This is a genomic window from Wolbachia endosymbiont (group A) of Nomada flava (genome assembly GCF_964027055.1).
Classification (GTDB): domain Bacteria; phylum Pseudomonadota; class Alphaproteobacteria; order Rickettsiales; family Anaplasmataceae; genus Wolbachia; species Wolbachia pipientis.
In genome coordinates this window covers 1373503-1389823 of sequence record NZ_OZ034725.1, presented here as the reverse complement: position 1 = coordinate 1389823, position 16321 = coordinate 1373503, and the positions used below count along the sequence as shown (strand labels likewise).

The window sequence follows — 16321 nt, the reverse complement described above, 5'->3', positions numbered from 1 at the left end:
AAATTTAATTATTGATCATCTGAGTAATAGGATGCGAATCAGCTAATTTGTCCTTTAACTTTTCGTTAGCAATATGAGTATATATTTGTGTTGTAGAAAGGTTAGTATGGCCAAGAACTTTCTGTATCAACACAATATTTGCTCCGCTATTTAGTAGATGGGTAGCAAAAGAATGCCTAATCACGTGTGGAGAGATTTTATTTTCATCAATATTGCATTTTCTTGCTAACTCCTTCATTAATTGACCGACCCTCTGCCTTGTAATTGGTTTATTAGGTTTATCACCTGGGAATAGCCAATCAGACTCCTTTCTGTTAGAGAGCAGATTGTCACGAACTGATAAATAATTTCTAAGGCTCTGCAATGCTTGTTCATTAAAAAGAATTTGCCTCTCTCTACCACTTTTTCCTTTTATTATTATATAGCATTCTTTGTTATTACTGTTTATTAAATGCGACACTTCACATAATTTCATACTAATTAGTTCAGAAACACGCATTCCAGAAGAGTAAAGGATATCTAAAATCGCACATAGCCTTTTACTGCTTATCTCTTTATTCGATTCGCTTGCTGATTTTCTCACTGCGTCCATTAGCAAAAATATTTCTTCGACACTTAAATACTTAGGCAAAGGACGAGAAACTTTTGGATTCTTTAATTCAGCATCATTAGCCGGTGCTGGATTAAAATCTATTATTCCGTCATTAAATAGACACTTGTAAAAATTTTTCATAGCGGATATTTTTCTTGATATAGAGCTACTTTTATATTTTTCTTGTGTACATAAAGATTTCACATAATCTTTAATATTGGTTTTGTTTACACCAACCAAGGTAGTGCCGCTTTCCAATAAAAATTCTTCAAACTGGTGTAAATCCGAACGATAACTTTCCAGAGTATTTTGTGTAGCGGACCTCTCTGAAGCTAAAGCATCTATGTAATATGTTATGTAAAGATTTTCTTTTTTATTTTGCGACTGTTTATTTTTCATTATCAGCTCCTATATTTATTTCTTTGGCTATAATTTGATTAGAAGTGTTCCCTGTGTTTCTTATGAGAAAATATGAGACAAATAAAGCATTTATCAATAGAGTGAACATCACAAACTTTTGCTTTAACCTTTTTCTTAAATTTAATCTTACTCTTATCATAGTTAAATTATAACGTTAAATCTATAAAAAACACCTTATAAAGTGAGCTCTACTATAAATATAGAATACTTCTTAGCTGTATCTATCTATATTTATTATAACATAACATTGATTATGATTCTAACATGGACAGATAGAGATTTCAATTACGTTAGTGTTATGGGTGTTAATAAATTTTTAATATACACCTTTACAAAAGAAGAAATCAAATGGCATCTTTTTTTAATAAAGTGCTAATAAAAGGAACGGTCACATTCGACCCTATAGATTCATTATCTATCTTCTCTATAATTTTATCAATGCTATAGAAAGAACGTTCTATTCTTGCTAAAATATAATTAATCACTTTTAAATCAATTTTTAACTGTTTATCTGAAAATCGTTTTATTAGCATAATTCTTAATAATTCCTCGCTTGCAGGCAAAATTTTTACGCTGATAGTTGATAATATTCGAGAACTTAAATCTCTTAATTTGAAGTTAAGCTTTTTTGGTGAAATTGAAGAAGTGATTAGCAGCCTCTTGTCACTTTCTTTCATGTAATTGTAACAATGTAATAACATTGCTTCATCTTTAATGTTTTGTACGTCTTCTAAAATAAAAGCATCGCTATACCTAATCTCGCTTACGAAGTTATTCACATTGATAAAAATTGCATCGTTTATTGATTGCCAAATATGAGCAAGATGAGTTTTACCGGAGCTTTTAGGTCCAAAAAGAATCAGACATTTCCAAGATAAATCATTAACTACCGAATTATACACGTGCTTATTTTCATCTAAGACGATGTAATTTTGCCGACTATAATCATCTTGATTGTTGTTAAATAAATTTAATTGCACGTTGAACCTCTTACGTAACCTCTTTCTGGTAGTAATTTTTGCGCAGAAATTTACTTACGCTCCTCAAATATCTCAGGTATTCTGGGCTCATTTCTCCTCTTACCATAAATTGATTATGCAAAAGGTCTGTTAGCCGTTTTTATAAAGCTCACTTTTAAAATATTTATTGATTGCATATTCTACTGATACATTGAACATTGCTATTATTGGAATAAAAAGTAATATACCTGTAAATCCAAAATATGAAGCGCATATAGTAATTCCCAGAATAATTACAGTTGGATGTATATGAACTTTTTTTCCTATTAATAAAGGAACTAATATGTTTGAATCTATTAATTGTCCAACACCAAATAATAGCAAAACAGCAGCACTTTCAAACCATCCACTAAATTGAGTGATAGCGCTCAAGAACCCAATAATGGTATATAATAGTGGCCCTACGTAAGGTATGAATGTTAATATTCCTGATAAAATTCCAATAACAATAGAGTGTTTCAATCCGATTATGCTCAGGCTCACAGAGTAAAAGACCATCATGACAATACATACATTTACCTGCCCCTTTAGATAATTAGATATAATGAAATCCACTTTGGAAAAATAATTTGCAACTTTTTCTCTATAAGGAATAGGAATTAATTTATTAGCTTTTTCTATAATTAAAGGCCAATCACGTAATATATAGAAAAACACTACAGGAGTAATCACCATTAATGATACTGTGTGAATCAAGCTAAAGCTTGAACTTAACACTTGGATTATAAAGTTACTAGCAATATCAAGAGCATTCATGAAATAAGATACATAGTTGCTGTAATTTTCTGCTAGATTTTTAGATAAGTGATCAAATAAGCTATCCTCGATTTTTATATTAAGAAATTCTAATACAGAGGGGATTACTTTAAGCTTTAATGAAGGCACTTTACTCACTAAGAAATTTAATATTGAAGTAATTTGAACATATATAATAGGTAAAACAAATGTTATAACTAGTATAAAAGCTATTAATAAAACAAGTATTATAAAAATTACAGAACATGAACGCGGTATTCTATACTTTTCAAATTTGACTACTAGCGGATTAAACAAATATGCAATAACAATAGATATTAAACATGGAAAAATCATAGGACGCATCAGGAATAACATCCCTATTATAAAAAGCAGTGTAAAACAAATAGTTATATGACGTTTTTGCATGCTTTTAGCATAGTCAATTTACTGAAAAATATACAGTTTATTGTAAATACTATCTATTCATTGTTTTATCAATTTTATTAAGTATTAGATCAGTCAAATTTTTACCCAATTCTTGACTGAATAAAACTTCGTTATGTGGATCATCTTCACACCTTTTCGAATTAACAGTCTTGATCAATTTTCCACGTAGCAATACATCATTTTCTATTGCGTGCACCAATTGTGCAGGTTGTGGTATTAAGTGATCTCCTTTGCTATTAATAACTATTATTGGCATATTCAATTTTCCCTCATCTTGCAACTTTCGTATATCGTTCACTAAATCAAAATCTAGATCTAAAGCCTTTAGCAATTTTTTAAAAATGGATGGGGGCAACATACTTAAAATTTTTGCTTGAGGGATCGGAAAATGCTCTATTGCTGTATGAAAAGAGCTGAAAGTGCTAGTAAAAATAACACCTCCAAGTTTAACGTTTTTGTCTGCAAAGTGCTTCAAAACTGCCGATGTAACTGCTCCTCCAAAGGAATGGCCAAAAAGTATAATGTTTTCAGGCCTCACATCCTTGTCCATTAATTCATTGATTTTTTCTATCGAGGGCTTAAGCAAACTTTGATCTCTATTTATAAAGGGAATAACAATAAGCATTACGGATAAAAAAATGCAAATTAAAGCAGCTAAGCTTGCTAAACCAACTACTCCAGCTGTTATGGGGCTTATAAGTAGTAATATTGCAATGGGCACTGGTACAGATGCCACGAGGAACAAAAAGCTAACTGCAGCATAAGTTATGTAGTTCTGAAATGCGCTTGGATATTTATGTGCATGGCTATTATTCAATACTTTTAAATCTTGTACATAATTGTAAGCACTTTTATAGTTATCCCCTATTCCATGAAAGAATATAAGGTGTATCTCATTTTCTTTATTACACTTAGTAATGTGCATTCTAGCATCGTATTATATCTTCATTAAGATAATACACTCTTTTTTTAAAACTGTAAATAACCTGTTACTATACACTTACGCTGAAAATGATAAATATGCACACTAACAGACTTAAGAAATACAAAATAGCAGCATTAATAGTTGCAGCGGGAGTAGGCAGTAGATGCAATTCTACGCTTCCTAAGCAATATATAAAACTGGCAGGTAAATCTGTTTTATTTCATACAATTAGAAAATTTTTAGCTAACCAATATATAGATTATATAAGAATAGCAATTAATAGAGACCATGAAAGTTTTTATAGGGAAGCGATGGAGCTCTTGTACAACCATTACTTAAGTGAAAAATCAGCGGTACACTCCTTCCAGCGCGTGACGCTGAAATCTAGAAAAAAAGAAACAAGTAGTCAAGCTACTTGGATGACAGGAGGTGTAGACACTAAATTACTAAGTCCAATATACGGAGGAGAAAGCAGGCAAAATTCAGTTAAACTAGGGCTTGAAAGCTTACAAAAAGTTAACCCAGATTTTGTAATTATACACGATGCTTGTAGACCTTTTGTGTCAAATGTTCTGATAGATAACTTGGTTGAATCTATGATTAATGATCAATATATAGGAGTAGTTCCAGCAATAGATGTTGAAGATACTATGTCATTGGTGAGTAATAATTTTGTTGAATCTACGATTTCAAGAGGAAAACTCAGAGCCATACAAACTCCTCAAATTTTTAACTTTAAAGAACTATTATCATGTCACCAATCAACCAAAGAATTTACTGATGATTCATCACTAATGATAGAGCATAAAAAACATGTTGCGATTATTAAAGGTGAAAAAAGCAATTTTAAGTTAACCACAAAAGAGGATATCAATATGGCAAAACTCCTTTTTGAAGAGCCAAAATTTCGTGTCGGCACTGGTTATGACATACACAGATTTATAAAAATTCAAGATAGCACTAAGTGCCTTATAAAGATTTGCAGTGTAGAAATTGAGCACAACATGGTAATAGGAGCACATTCAGATGGTGATGTTGCAATACACGCAATCGTTGATGCAATACTCGGAGCACTAGGATGTGGCGACATAGGAGAGCATTTTCCTCCTAGTTCCTCTGAATGGAAAGATTGCAATTCATCTCACTTCCTTGACTTTGCTGCTAAAAAAGCAAAAGAAAAAGGGTACAGCGTATCTAATTTAGATATTACTATAGTTTGTGAGGAGCCTAAAATATCGCCTTACAAGGTAGAAATGAAAAAATTCATATCAAAAGCATTAGAAATTGATGATGAATTTGTAAATATCAAAGCAACCACTGCAGAAAAATTAGGTTCTCTTGGAAGAAATGAAGGAATAGCCGTACATGCTTCTGTGTTATTGCATACAAACTTTTATTGGGAATAGAAACGAAAAAACTTACTTGACACCCTTCGCCAGTCCCCTTATCATGAAACTGAAGCTATTTATTTATCTTCGCAATCTGTGCAGGTTAATGACAAAAAACTTAGGGTATTTGGTGTCTCATGTTTAATTTTTCGCACTACGTGCATCGCATGTCTTTAAAAATTTTTAGGTTTTTACCTATATAAGCCGAAACGCGCTTACAAAGCGTTTAAGACAGCAAAAAACGTCAAATTGACAAGGGAGAATTTGAATGCTAGCTACTACGGGGTTTCTTTGCCTTTTTTCCTGCTTAGTAAATTTCTTAATATTTATGGCTAAACGACAATCGTCATCCCGCTACTTGTTAGCGGGATCTAGAGATACCGCGGCGGCATGACGTAGGACTGCTGTCATTCAAGTAGCTGACGCTGGAATCCAGCCTTGCTGTAATCTCATCAAGAACGTTGTGTTTTAACATAAGATCAGCCACTTTTATGCTTACCAACTTAATAAAATTCCTGGATCCAAGTAGTCAGGCTACTCGGATGACATTATAGGGGCACTGCTATTATAGAGTGAACCAGTGTCAGCTACTTGGATGACACCATTCTTTTTTCTGGATCCCAGTGTCTGGGCACTGGGATGACAGGAGGCTACTTGCATGACATCATCCTTTTTTCTGAATTCCAGTATCAGCTACTTTCATGACATCGTTTACTATGTAACATCTCATCATATCACAATGTTCGTACAGTTGTGGCGGTATAACGTAGAAAAACTGTTAACTTAAATCTATATTGACATGTCCCATTTTACGCTTATCCCTAACCTCTTTTTTCCCATATATGGTTAAACTAGCTTTTTCGTTGCTCAAATACTTATGAGAATCATATATATCATTACCTATTATATTTTTCGTCATACAAGGAAAGCGTAATACTACTTCCTGCATAGGTAGCCCGCATATTATCCTAACCAGCTGTTCAAATTGACTAACGTTACATGCATCCAAGCTCCAGTGGCAAGAATTGTGAGGTCTTGGAGCTAGTTCATTAACTAACAATTCGTTATCCTTAGTAACAAAAAATTCAATAGCCAGAATTCCTATTACATCGAGCGCATTTGCTATTTTCTTTGCAGCTCGTTGTACCTCTTGAGTTAATTTGCTATCTATTTTAGCTGGCACTGTTGAAGTATCAAGTATTCCATCAACGTGGTAATTTTCTGCTATAGGAAAAAAAGCTACTTTACCGTTTTTATCTCTTGCAACGACTATTGAAACCTCTTTCAGTAAATCAACACTTGCTTCAAGAATGTACTCTGTATTCCAATCAAAGGAAGCAAATTGCTTCACTTCAGAATCATTCTTAAGCACATATTGCCCTTTTCCATCATAACCCATTTCTGTTGTTTTCAGTCTTGTTGGATAGCCAAAAGCTCTGCTGCTTTTCAGTAGCTCATTATAATTTTGTATACTTTTGTATTCAGCAGTTTTTATACTCAAGCTTCTAATGAAATCTTTCTCTCTAAGCCTATTTTGCGCAATGTGTAATGCTTTTTTACCTGGATAAAAATCTGCGTGCTGTGATACGATATCAATTGCGCTACATGGAATATTTTCAGACTCAATAGTGACCAAATCCACACTCTGTGCAAAAGATTCAAGCGCTTTCTTATCAGAGAAATCTGCTATTGTGAAATCATCAGCAACAGAGCAAGCCGGATCGTCCTTAGCACTGGCAAAAACATGTGTTTTTTGTCCAAGTTTTGTTGCAGCGATAGCAGCCATTTTACCTAATTGTCCACCACCTATTATTCCTATTACTTTTTTGCTCAGCGCATCTGGTTCATTCATACTATAAATTGATATTTCCTAATTAGAGTATACTTGAAAAATCTATGAAAAAAGTATATAATTAGAATGTTATCTTTTTATCATGAATATTCTATAATGATTCTAGAATACACACTAACTACCAACTTTGTTGAAGTTACAGTTTTACCAATTTATATTGAAGAGCAATCCATTCCTTATGAAAATTGCTATGTATGGATGTATAACGTTAAGATAAAAAACAAAAGCCAATCAACTATTCAATTATTAAGTCGTCATTGGCAAATAATAGATTATAAGGGAAAAATAAATGAAATTGCCGGAGTTGGTGTTATCGGAGAACAACCTGTGATAAAATCTGGAGAGGTATTTAAATACACAAGTGGAACATACTTAAATGCACCGTCAGGAATAATGCAGGGTAAGTATGAATTTCTGAATGAAGAAAGCATAAAAATTTTTGAGGTTATGATACCACCCTTTTCTTTGGATAGTCCATACGTCAAAACTAGACCCCATTAACTATCAAAATAGTTTATTTTTTATCCTTATCATCAAGTGTAAATAAGGTTATTGTAGAGATTAAGCCTATTATAACTATCATTAACGAAAATGGGGCAGCTTCTCTATAGCGCTCATCGCTTACAAGTTCATATATTCTAGTTGATATAGTTTCAAAATTAAATGGTCTTATAATGAGTGTTGCTGTGAGCTCTTTGATAGTATCCATAAATACGAGCAAAAATCCCGATAATATACTCTTCTTGATGAGAGGGATATGAACATTCAAACATGTGGAAATAGGCCCATGACCCATGGTATATGCAGTCCACTCAATTTCATTTGGTGTTTTTTTGAGCCCTGACTCTACCGCCTTGAAAGATATAGCAAAAAAACGAAATAAATATGAGTAAATTAAAGCGCCAATAGTTCCTACCAAGCTAATTTCCACAATATATTGAGTAATGAAAGAGGATATTCTGCTTAAAAATATTATTATGCTAATTGCGATAATTGCATTTGGAATTGCGTAGCCTAAAGAAATGAGACGTGCTACATTATTGATTACCTTATTTTTACGCGCCGTATATCCAATCATTATTGCAATGCTAATTGAGATTAATGCGGTGATAAATGATAAACTAACGCTATTTGCTATTATGTTATAGAATCTTGCTTCGTATATGAAAAACCCCTTCTCTATGCTCCAATATATGAGCGGAATCATTGGCAAAATAAAACCTATTAATATCGGCAATACACACATAAGATAAGCAAAGATCAACGGTATAGCGCCACTTATACTCCGTTTGTTGTGATAATCTGAATTGGTATTGATTGAAGAGTAGGATATTCCTTTTTTTTGTAGTTTTTTTTCGATAGCTATTAGTGTTGCAACGAAAATCAACTCTGCAACTGCTAAAACAGTAGTTGAATATTTGTCATGCAGTAAAAACCAGGTGCGATATATTCCTGTCGTAAAAGTATCGATAGCAAGAAACTGTGGTGTGCCGAAATCTGTAATTACCTCCATTAGTACCAAGGATAACCCTGCTATAATTGATGGGCGTATGGAGGGTATGATGACAGAAAACAGGCTCTTCAATGAGGAGAATCCAAGTGTTGATGCAATAGTGACTGAGTTACTAACATTCTTTAGACTTGAGCGGACTAACATATAAACGTATGGATATAAACTAAATCCCATTACTAATATTCCACCACCTAGAGATTTTATTTCAGGAAACCAATAGTCACCTTTGCTCCAATCTAAAATGTCTCTTAATGAGCTCTGCACCGGACCTGAAAACTCTAGTGTATTTACATAGACGAACGCTACTATATATCCGGGAATCGATATCGGAAAGAACAAAGCAATCTCAAAAATTTTACTTCCAGGAAATGAAAAAAATGTGGTGAGCCACGCTGGAATTACTCCAAATATGAAAGATATTCCCCCCACTCCTATCATCAAAATTAACGTACTCAGTATATATTCAGGGAAAAGTGTACTAATTACCCATCCAGAACTTGCTGATTCTGTAAATAGAATTGATATTAATGATAATATTGGGCAGACGAATAATATACTTACTAGAAATAAGAATATATTTTTAAATACTCTTAAAAACATTAATTTGAATCTATATTTTATATTAAAATGTTATATGTAAAAACTGAAGATATCCAGTAATTATAGCTAACCCAAGAAAGGTTTCCCTACGTCATACCGCCCACAACTGTACGAACATTCGTTTGTGAAAGCAGTGTGTTAAATGTTATAGCAGGTTTTGCCTCAAACACAAAGGCAGTGCCCAGACTACTTGGATCCAGAAAAATTGATTGTAAACAAACGACTATACAACATTTTCAATAAAATTACAAAAAAGCTGGCTCCCAGTGTTAGCTACTTGGATGACAAAAAAAGGAGCACTGGGATGACATCCTCCCTTGTGGAAATTGCTCTCAAATCACAATGTTCGTACAGTTATGGATTCATTCGCGGTATCTCAGTATAGATTCCGCTAACGAGTAGCGGAATGACGGTTTTTCAAATTGTAGAGCCACTTTAGCTATAACAGCCGTACTATTGAATATCTTTATAATTTTGTATATCATGTTTTTAGTTGATAAGTGAATAATCATGAGCTTTGTCATTGCAACTTTCTATCACTTTGTAGAACTCTCTAATTATTATGACATGAAAGACGAAATAAAAGCTGCATGCAACAACGTTGAGTTAAAGGGTACTATACTCCTTGCAGAAGAGGGTATTAATGCAACCGTCTCTGGTGAAAGAAACGCGATTGATAAAATATTTGATTTTCTACGTTCTGATTATAGGCTAAGGGACCTTACATGGAAAGAGAGTGCAGCAGAACATCAACCATTTAGCAAGATGAAGGTAAAATTAAAAAGAGAGATTGTGAATCTTGGTGTAAGCAATCTTGATATTTCCCTTAAGGGTAAATATGTTGATCCAGAGCATTGGGATGATTTTACTTCTCAACCTGACGTTTTAGTAATAGATACACGAAATGAGTATGAAGTGAAATTAGGCAAGTTTAAAAATGCAATTAATCCACACACACAATGTTTCCGTGAGTTTCCTCAGTGGACAGAGTCATTTTCTGAGAGTAAAGACCTGAAAGTGGCTATGTACTGCACTGGTGGAATTAGATGCGAAAAATCTACAGCATATATGAAAAGCCTTGGATTTAGTGATGTTTACCATCTTAAAGGCGGCATTCTTTCTTACCTTGAAAAAACTTATAATAAAAATGGTAATTGGGAAGGTGAGTGTTTTGTTTTTGATGATAGAGTTGCTGTTGATAACTCACTTACTCCAAGCAACACAATAAAATGCATATTCTGCTCAAATCAAGTTTCAACTGATAAACTGAAATCAGTTCCACGTGGCCAGGTGGTTTGTTCTGATTGTAAACTTCAGTGTTATAGCTATAATAAATAAGATCTCTCTACGTCATACCGCCGCGGCGCTAACAAACAGCGAGATGACGAGGTCTTGAGATAGTCTTATGTTAGCTATAGAATTGGAAAGTTGCACTTCAAAAAGTAGAATGGCAAAAGCCATTCTACAACATTTTTCTAGCAAATTAAATAACCTGAAGTACATCTATTGACTAATACATCAATCCATATTACTTTCCACAAAAAACAGAAGTGGGCGTTGAAAGACAGCTAACCATAACATCAGAAAGGCATCTAGCTGGTGGATTTTTAAGTAAACCTATTATTTTTTTATTTTCAGTAAAAGAAGATGGTTTTCTACCATTATTATCCTTTATATTAGCTTTGGCTCCTGCCTTCAGAAGAAATTCAACCATATCAGCATTATTAGTAGAAGTGGCATGGTGTAATGCAGTTCTACCCAGATTATTCTGGATATTAATGTTAGCACCTTTTTCCAAAAGAAGTTTTACTATACTAGTCATACCTCTTAAGGAAGCCATGTGTAATATGGCTTCCTTATTATCGTTTTTAGCATTAACATCAGCACCATCGTTAAGACACCGTAACACCTGATCATAATTATCCTCAATAACCGACTCAATAATTTGTTTATTTCTAAGTAAAGTAATTATTTCTTCATTGTCAGTAAAGAAAAGTGGTGTTCTATCAAAGCTATCTTTCGCATTAACTTTGGCTCCTGCCTCCAGAAGAAATTTAGTCATATCAGCATTATTAGCAGAAGCAGCATGATGTAATGCAGTTTTACCTAGATTACCCCGGGTATTGATTTTAGCACCTTTCTTTAAAAGAATTTCTGCTGTAGCACGGTGACCATAATAAGAAGCATAGTGTAATGCAGTTTCATCTTGATTATCCCGGGTATCGATTTTAGCACCTCTCTCTAAAAGAAGTTTTACTACACTAGCCACACCTTTGAAGGAAGCAATGTGTAATGGGGTTTGACTACTATCGTTTTGAGCATTAATATTAACACCACCATTAAGACATTGTAACACCTGATAGTAATCACCACACTCAATAAATCGCATTAACTTTAGAAAGCTTACCGCCTCATTAATACCTCTTTTTTCATTATCCAGTAACTCATAATAATATTCATTGAAGCATTCCCATAACTTATCCTCTATTGCTCGTCTTATTTCCTCATCTAGATAAAGAGCTTTTACAGGCCTTTTGGTACATGGGTCTGTTGCGTTATCCCCTTCTTTTTCCCACCACTTAAAAATCTCATGGTACTCAAACACATTTTGCGACTTTGAATCATCATCATATATTATTCTAACAGGCTCTAATATTAGTTCTCCTGTTATCGGGCAAAGCAGACCACTTTCTTCAAAGCAATTATTACCTTTTTCAATCGCCTTCTCAATATACTTACCTATTAAACGCTCATAGTCTGCTAATTCATCATTGTTCTTACTATATTTCTCAAAAATTTTATATAAATCATAATGTTCAATGTTATTTAACATAATTTTACTTCGCAAATTATAAAAAGGCTAATGTATGTACTAAAAATAGAACTTACAAGTGTTTTTTTCAATTATAAGATACAATACCTCAACTTATTTTATTTATAAAAAAGTTATAAATATATACCTTTTAAGTATTTACTTCTTACCCTTAATCAGCTCTAAAGCCTTCTTCAAATCTATGCTTTCAATATCTGCACTCTTGCCCAAAGCAACGTTTGTTTTACCGCATTTTATATAGAATCCGTACCTACCGTTGCAGATAAAAACTTCTTTTCCTTTTTCATTAAGCCCGAGAGATTTTAACTCTTTGCGTGGACTGTTTGCAATAATTTGTACAGCTTCGCTCAATTCTGTATTCAGCACCTCTTTGGAGCTTTTCTTAAGAGAAAAGTATCTACCATCATAGAAAATATAGTACCCAAATCGTCCAAGGCCTATTTTTACTTCCTTTCCGGTTTCAGGGTGTTCTCCGATTACTTTCGGCAAGGAAAGTAACTGAGTAGCGGTGCTCAGATCAATCTCATTAACATTTATATCTTTTGGTATGGAAACCGTTTTTTTCTTTTTTAACTCGTTATTAAACTCCAGATAAAGTCCAAAAGGACCCTTTTTGATCATCACTTCTTGGTTTGTTATATCATCTATACCTAAACTTTTTGGATATTCTGAATTGTCGTTACTGCCCGTAATTTCTTTTGTATGGCTGCATTCAGGATAGTTAGAACATCCAAGGAACACTCCTGTTCGCCCAAAGTTCAATTTCAATATGCCATCAGAGCAAATAGGACATTTCGTATTCACCTCTTTTCTTCCTTCTTCTGAACAAAACCAATCGATTACCAAATCGTGAATACCGCTGAAAACTTCATCATGCGTCATTTGCTTAACAGAGTTTACATGACCAAAAAATGGCACCCAAAAGTGGCCTAATTCTTTTTTCCAATCTGCATGTCCATTTGAAATTAAATCAAGCTTTTCTTCCATTTGTGCTGTGAAATCATACTCTACACAACGCTGAAAAAAAGTTTCTAAAAATATAGTAACGATTTTACCACGACTGCTTGGAATAAACCTTTTGCTATCCAATGAAACGTACTCACGATCTTGTAATACCGAAATAATTGTTGCATAAGTTGATGGTCGACCTATACCGATTTCTTCCATTTTTTTAACGATACTTGCTTCACTATAACGAGGTGGCGGTTGAGTGAAATGCTGTTTTGGCTCAACTGAAATCAGCTTACACGCTTCCCCTTCCTTCATGGCAGGTAGCAGGCCTTCATTTTCGGCTTCTATATTATCTTGGTAGACTCTATAAAAACCATCAAAGAATATACTCGACCCACTTGCTCGCAGAATCACTTTCTGATCAGTAGAGCTAATTTCAACTACCACTTGATCAAGAATCGCCGACTCCATTTGACTTACAATGGTCCTTTTCCAGATTAAATCATACAATTTAAATTGCTCTGGCGTTAAGTAATCCTTAATACTACCCGGCGTTCTATTGATATCAGTTGGACGAATTGCTTCATGTGCTTCTTGAGCATTTTTGACCTTTTTTACATATTTACGAGGGGACTGCGGTAAATATTTATCACCATATAATGACTTAATTGACCCTCTAATTGAGTTTATAGCCTCATCTGCAATATGAAACCCATCTGTACGCATGTAAGTTATCAACCCTACAGTTTCACCACCAATATCGATACCTTCGTATAAATTTTGCGCTACTCGCATAACATTTTTCACGTTAAAATACAGCTTATTTACTGCATCTTGCTGAAGACTTGAAGTAATAAACGGAGGAAGCGGGTTTCTCTTAACTTGCTTGCGTTCTACTGTGCTTACAGCATATTGCCTTGATTCAATCTCCCTGACTAAGTTCTTTGCTTCTTCTTCATTCTTAATATCAAATTTTTCTAGCTTTTTATTGTCATAGTGGCTTAGCATAGCAAAAAAAGCCTCATCTTTGCTATTTTGCATTTCTGCCTTTATGCTCCAATACTCCTGTGTTATAAATTTACTAATTTCATCTTCTCGTTCGCATATAATCTTTAATGCAACAGACTGCACTCGCCCTGCAGACTTGCTCCCCGACAATTTTGTCCACAGCAGTGGTGACAAGCTAAATCCAACTAGATAATCCAAAGCTCTACGTGCTTGTTGTGCACGCACTAAATCCATATTTATTTCACGTGGATTCTTTATTGCTTCTTGAACTGCTCTCTTTGTTATCTCATTAAAGACTACTCTATGAATGTTGCTTTTATCATTGATTGCTTTCTTTTCTTTTAATGTCTCTATCACATGCCAAGCCATTGCTTCCCCTTCTCTGTCTGGGTCTGTTGCAAGATATATATCTGATGTTTTGCTTGCGGCTTTTACTAACTCTTTTATATACTTTTCTGCTTTTTCAATGGTTTCATACTTTATAGCAAAATCATTATCCGGATCGACAGAACCGTTTTTTGCTGGAAGATCCCTCACATGTCCAAAGGATGCAGCTACTTTGAACTCTTTACTCAAATATTTACCTATTGTCTTTGCTTTCGCAGGTGATTCAACTATTAATAATGCCATATTGTTAATTATTTTAGTACTTACAGATAATATGTTGAGAAATATACGATGAAAAGTAAAAAAATATTTTAATAGGTCTTGTGAATTTTACACAATGGGTTGTGGAACCTTTTCAGAAAACCCTTGGACATTGCTATTTTCAAGTGAATTTGAAGGCTTATTACAGTAATATACGATTGCAGCAGCAACAAGACAACAAATTGCTCCAACTGCTATTCCCACTGCTAACATTTCCAAATGAACTGCAATAGTTATTCCTAAAGCAACTCCAGCCACTGCCAGTGCAGAAGCAGCCACACCAGGCAGTTTACTTCTCTTTTCACTTCGTGAACTTGGTTGTATATTATTGTTCTGGATGTCATTTTCTTGATCTGAAACTAGTATTTTAGTACTGTCACTTTCAGAAGCTATGCTACTAGAGTTACCGTTGGTTGTTAAAAATTCTGGTTGTGTACTTTGTTGATTACCATTACTTTCGAGTTCTGAAGAAGCCTCACTATTACTTGCACCTATGTGTTTAATAATGCCAGTTATTTCACTTACAGGCTGAGGAACTTGCTCATCAACACTAGAAGAACAAGCTTGATCAATGTTTTGATCATCAGGGCTCTCGCTTGATAGGTTATTCTCTATAACCTTTGCAAACGCCCTTACTTTCAATGTAGGAGCATGCCTTTTTGCAAAATTTTCAAAATCTACGAAGTTAATTAGAGTGATTCCTCCATTTCCTAACTCTTTTCTAAAGTCATCTTTGTGAACTTTAAAAAAGTTTTCTATACCAGCAAATATCATTGCTTGAAAATCACGCCTATAATGCGTTGATAAAGCATCAATTAGCGGCTCATGATTGTGCAGAGAAATTTCTTTTTTTATTTCGTTAGCTTTATTAATTAGAGTATAAGCATATTCTGGATATTGCCTTTGTAAGCTTTCTTTGTTATCAAACTTACTGCATATATCTTCATTTTTTTCCCATATACTTACTAATGTACTAGTGTCACTTTCCTTCAAAAAGTCATGTAGTAACTTATCTTCCTCCTCAAGTTTTTTGTATTCACCTAGGCACCTATTCCAATATTCTGACATTTCCCTTGTAAAATTAGAATTATGTTGTACTAGATATTCTGGCTTTTGTGCATTGGAACCTTGTAACTTAATTTCATGTGCTATTAGAAACTCCGCTGCACTTTTGTGTTTCTTTTCAACAGCCAAATGCAAAGGAGTTTTGCCATCTGTGTTTTGTAAATTAACATCAGCCTCTGCTGCTAATAGAGCATTCACTGTATCTGTATGGCCATTCACAGCAGCCCAATGTAAAGGAGTCCATCCATTTTCACCCTTCACATTTAGAGGTTGTCCGGAAACAAGTAAAAGGCTATAATATCTGAAATTTTAGTACGGGGTA

16 protein-coding genes are annotated in these 16321 nt (G+C 34.0%); 5 read left to right on the top strand and 11 right to left on the bottom strand.

What is annotated here, in order from left to right:
• Positions 1–4 precede the first annotated feature (4 nt).
• From AAGD70_RS07295 to AAGD70_RS07275, 5 genes are all read right to left on the bottom strand, one after another.
• Complete coding sequence (locus AAGD70_RS07295) at positions 5–991, bottom strand: tyrosine recombinase (protein WP_065094624.1); 987 nt, start codon at positions 989–991, stop codon at positions 5–7.
• The gene (locus AAGD70_RS07290) at positions 981–1151 is read right to left on the bottom strand and encodes a hypothetical protein (RefSeq protein ID WP_006279319.1); all 171 of its coding nucleotides are present in this window, start codon (positions 1149–1151) and stop codon (positions 981–983) included. The genes AAGD70_RS07295 and AAGD70_RS07290 overlap by 11 nt, the downstream gene beginning before the upstream one ends.
• A 205-nt stretch (positions 1152–1356) precedes the next feature.
• Positions 1357–1992, bottom strand: coding sequence for a DnaA ATPase domain-containing protein (locus AAGD70_RS07285; protein ID WP_065094625.1), 636 nt, complete (start codon positions 1990–1992; stop codon positions 1357–1359).
• Positions 1993–2121: 129 nt separating this feature from the next.
• On the bottom strand, positions 2122–3195 hold the full coding sequence (locus tag AAGD70_RS07280; RefSeq protein ID WP_065094626.1) for an AI-2E family transporter: 1074 nt from the start codon (positions 3193–3195) through the stop codon (positions 2122–2124).
• Between the two features lie 49 nt (positions 3196–3244).
• A complete protein-coding gene (locus AAGD70_RS07275) occupies positions 3245–4141 on the bottom strand; it encodes an alpha/beta hydrolase (RefSeq protein WP_065094627.1) in 897 nt (298 codons plus the stop codon).
• An 86-nt stretch (positions 4142–4227) separates the two neighbouring features.
• Here AAGD70_RS07275 and ispF point away from each other — a divergent pair, with 86 nt between their 5' ends.
• Positions 4228–5547, top strand: coding sequence for a 2-C-methyl-D-erythritol 2,4-cyclodiphosphate synthase (gene ispF, locus AAGD70_RS07270; RefSeq protein WP_065094628.1), 1320 nt, complete (start codon positions 4228–4230; stop codon positions 5545–5547).
• Between the two features lie 516 nt (positions 5548–6063).
• Here ispF and AAGD70_RS07265 read toward each other — a convergent pair.
• On the bottom strand, positions 6064–6189 hold the full coding sequence (locus tag AAGD70_RS07265) for a hypothetical protein (RefSeq protein WP_281173536.1): 126 nt from the start codon (positions 6187–6189) through the stop codon (positions 6064–6066).
• Between AAGD70_RS07265 and AAGD70_RS07260 the strand changes: the two genes are divergently transcribed.
• Positions 6188–6316: a hypothetical protein gene (locus tag AAGD70_RS07260; RefSeq protein WP_281173537.1), complete on the top strand. Its 129-nt coding sequence runs from the start codon at positions 6188–6190 to the stop codon at positions 6314–6316. The two genes, AAGD70_RS07265 and AAGD70_RS07260, sit on opposite strands and share 2 nt — an antisense overlap.
• Here the strand turns inward: AAGD70_RS07260 and AAGD70_RS07255 are convergent.
• Complete coding sequence (locus tag AAGD70_RS07255) at positions 6308–7381, bottom strand: 5-(carboxyamino)imidazole ribonucleotide synthase (protein ID WP_065094629.1); 1074 nt, start codon at positions 7379–7381, stop codon at positions 6308–6310. The two genes, AAGD70_RS07260 and AAGD70_RS07255, sit on opposite strands and share 9 nt — an antisense overlap.
• Positions 7382–7480: 99 nt before the next feature.
• On the opposite strand from AAGD70_RS07255, the gene apaG reads away from it, so the two are divergent.
• Positions 7481–7882 carry a Co2+/Mg2+ efflux protein ApaG gene (gene apaG / locus AAGD70_RS07250; protein WP_174525404.1) on the top strand — a complete coding sequence of 134 codons (402 nt, stop codon included), beginning with the start codon at positions 7481–7483 and terminating at the stop codon, positions 7880–7882.
• 13 nt (positions 7883–7895) lie between these two features.
• On the opposite strand, the gene AAGD70_RS07245 is transcribed toward apaG, so the two are convergent.
• Positions 7896–9494: an ABC transporter permease gene (locus tag AAGD70_RS07245; RefSeq protein WP_065095330.1), complete on the bottom strand. Its 1599-nt coding sequence runs from the start codon at positions 9492–9494 to the stop codon at positions 7896–7898.
• 157 nt (positions 9495–9651) lie between these two features.
• On the opposite strand from AAGD70_RS07245, the gene AAGD70_RS07240 reads away from it, so the two are divergent.
• On the top strand, positions 9652–9879 hold the full coding sequence (locus AAGD70_RS07240) for a hypothetical protein (RefSeq protein WP_156517997.1): 228 nt from the start codon (positions 9652–9654) through the stop codon (positions 9877–9879).
• 125 nt (positions 9880–10004) lie between these two features.
• Positions 10005–10832, top strand: coding sequence for a rhodanese-related sulfurtransferase (locus tag AAGD70_RS07235; RefSeq protein WP_065094631.1), 828 nt, complete (start codon positions 10005–10007; stop codon positions 10830–10832).
• A 190-nt stretch (positions 10833–11022) separates the two neighbouring features.
• Here AAGD70_RS07235 and AAGD70_RS07230 read toward each other — a convergent pair whose 3' ends face one another.
• The 3 genes from AAGD70_RS07230 to AAGD70_RS07220 all read right to left on the bottom strand — a co-directional run bounded on the left by AAGD70_RS07230 (position 11023) and on the right by AAGD70_RS07220 (position 16260).
• Positions 11023–12327 (bottom strand): ankyrin repeat domain-containing protein, encoded by a 1305-nt coding sequence (locus AAGD70_RS07230; RefSeq protein WP_065095331.1) that lies wholly within the window; start codon positions 12325–12327, stop codon positions 11023–11025.
• Positions 12328–12465: 138 nt separating this feature from the next.
• On the bottom strand, positions 12466–14916 hold the full coding sequence (gene topA / locus AAGD70_RS07225) for a type I DNA topoisomerase (RefSeq protein ID WP_065094633.1): 2451 nt from the start codon (positions 14914–14916) through the stop codon (positions 12466–12468).
• 87 nt (positions 14917–15003) lie between these two features.
• On the bottom strand, positions 15004–16260 hold the full coding sequence (locus AAGD70_RS07220; RefSeq protein WP_065094634.1) for an ankyrin repeat domain-containing protein: 1257 nt from the start codon (positions 16258–16260) through the stop codon (positions 15004–15006).
• Between the last annotated feature and the right edge of the window lie 61 nt (positions 16261–16321).

What these genes read in the sequence shown, in the direction of transcription:
- AAGD70_RS07295 (WP_065094624.1), bottom strand. Translation starts at nt 991, where the DNA reads ATGAAAAATAAACAGTCGCAAAATAAAAAAGAAAATCTTTACATAACA.
- AAGD70_RS07290 (WP_006279319.1), bottom strand. Translation starts at nt 1,151, where the DNA reads ATGATAAGAGTAAGATTAAATTTAAGAAAAAGGTTAAAGCAAAAGTTT.
- AAGD70_RS07280 (WP_065094626.1), bottom strand. Translation starts at nt 3,195, where the DNA reads ATGCAAAAACGTCATATAACTATTTGTTTTACACTGCTTTTTATAATA.
- AAGD70_RS07275 (WP_065094627.1), bottom strand. Translation starts at nt 4,141, where the DNA reads ATGCACATTACTAAGTGTAATAAAGAAAATGAGATACACCTTATATTC.
- ispF (WP_065094628.1), top strand. Translation starts at nt 4,228, where the DNA reads ATGATAAATATGCACACTAACAGACTTAAGAAATACAAAATAGCAGCA.
- AAGD70_RS07260 (WP_281173537.1), top strand. Translation starts at nt 6,188, where the DNA reads ATGACATCATCCTTTTTTCTGAATTCCAGTATCAGCTACTTTCATGAC.
- AAGD70_RS07265 (WP_281173536.1), bottom strand. Translation starts at nt 6,189, where the DNA reads ATGCAAGTAGCCTCCTGTCATCCCAGTGCCCAGACACTGGGATCCAGA.
- AAGD70_RS07255 (WP_065094629.1), bottom strand. Translation starts at nt 7,381, where the DNA reads ATGAATGAACCAGATGCGCTGAGCAAAAAAGTAATAGGAATAATAGGT.
- AAGD70_RS07245 (WP_065095330.1), bottom strand. Translation starts at nt 9,494, where the DNA reads ATGTTTTTAAGAGTATTTAAAAATATATTCTTATTTCTAGTAAGTATA.
- AAGD70_RS07235 (WP_065094631.1), top strand. Translation starts at nt 10,005, where the DNA reads ATGAGCTTTGTCATTGCAACTTTCTATCACTTTGTAGAACTCTCTAAT.
- AAGD70_RS07230 (WP_065095331.1), bottom strand. Translation starts at nt 12,327, where the DNA reads ATGTTAAATAACATTGAACATTATGATTTATATAAAATTTTTGAGAAA.
- topA (WP_065094633.1), bottom strand. Translation starts at nt 14,916, where the DNA reads ATGGCATTATTAATAGTTGAATCACCTGCGAAAGCAAAGACAATAGGT.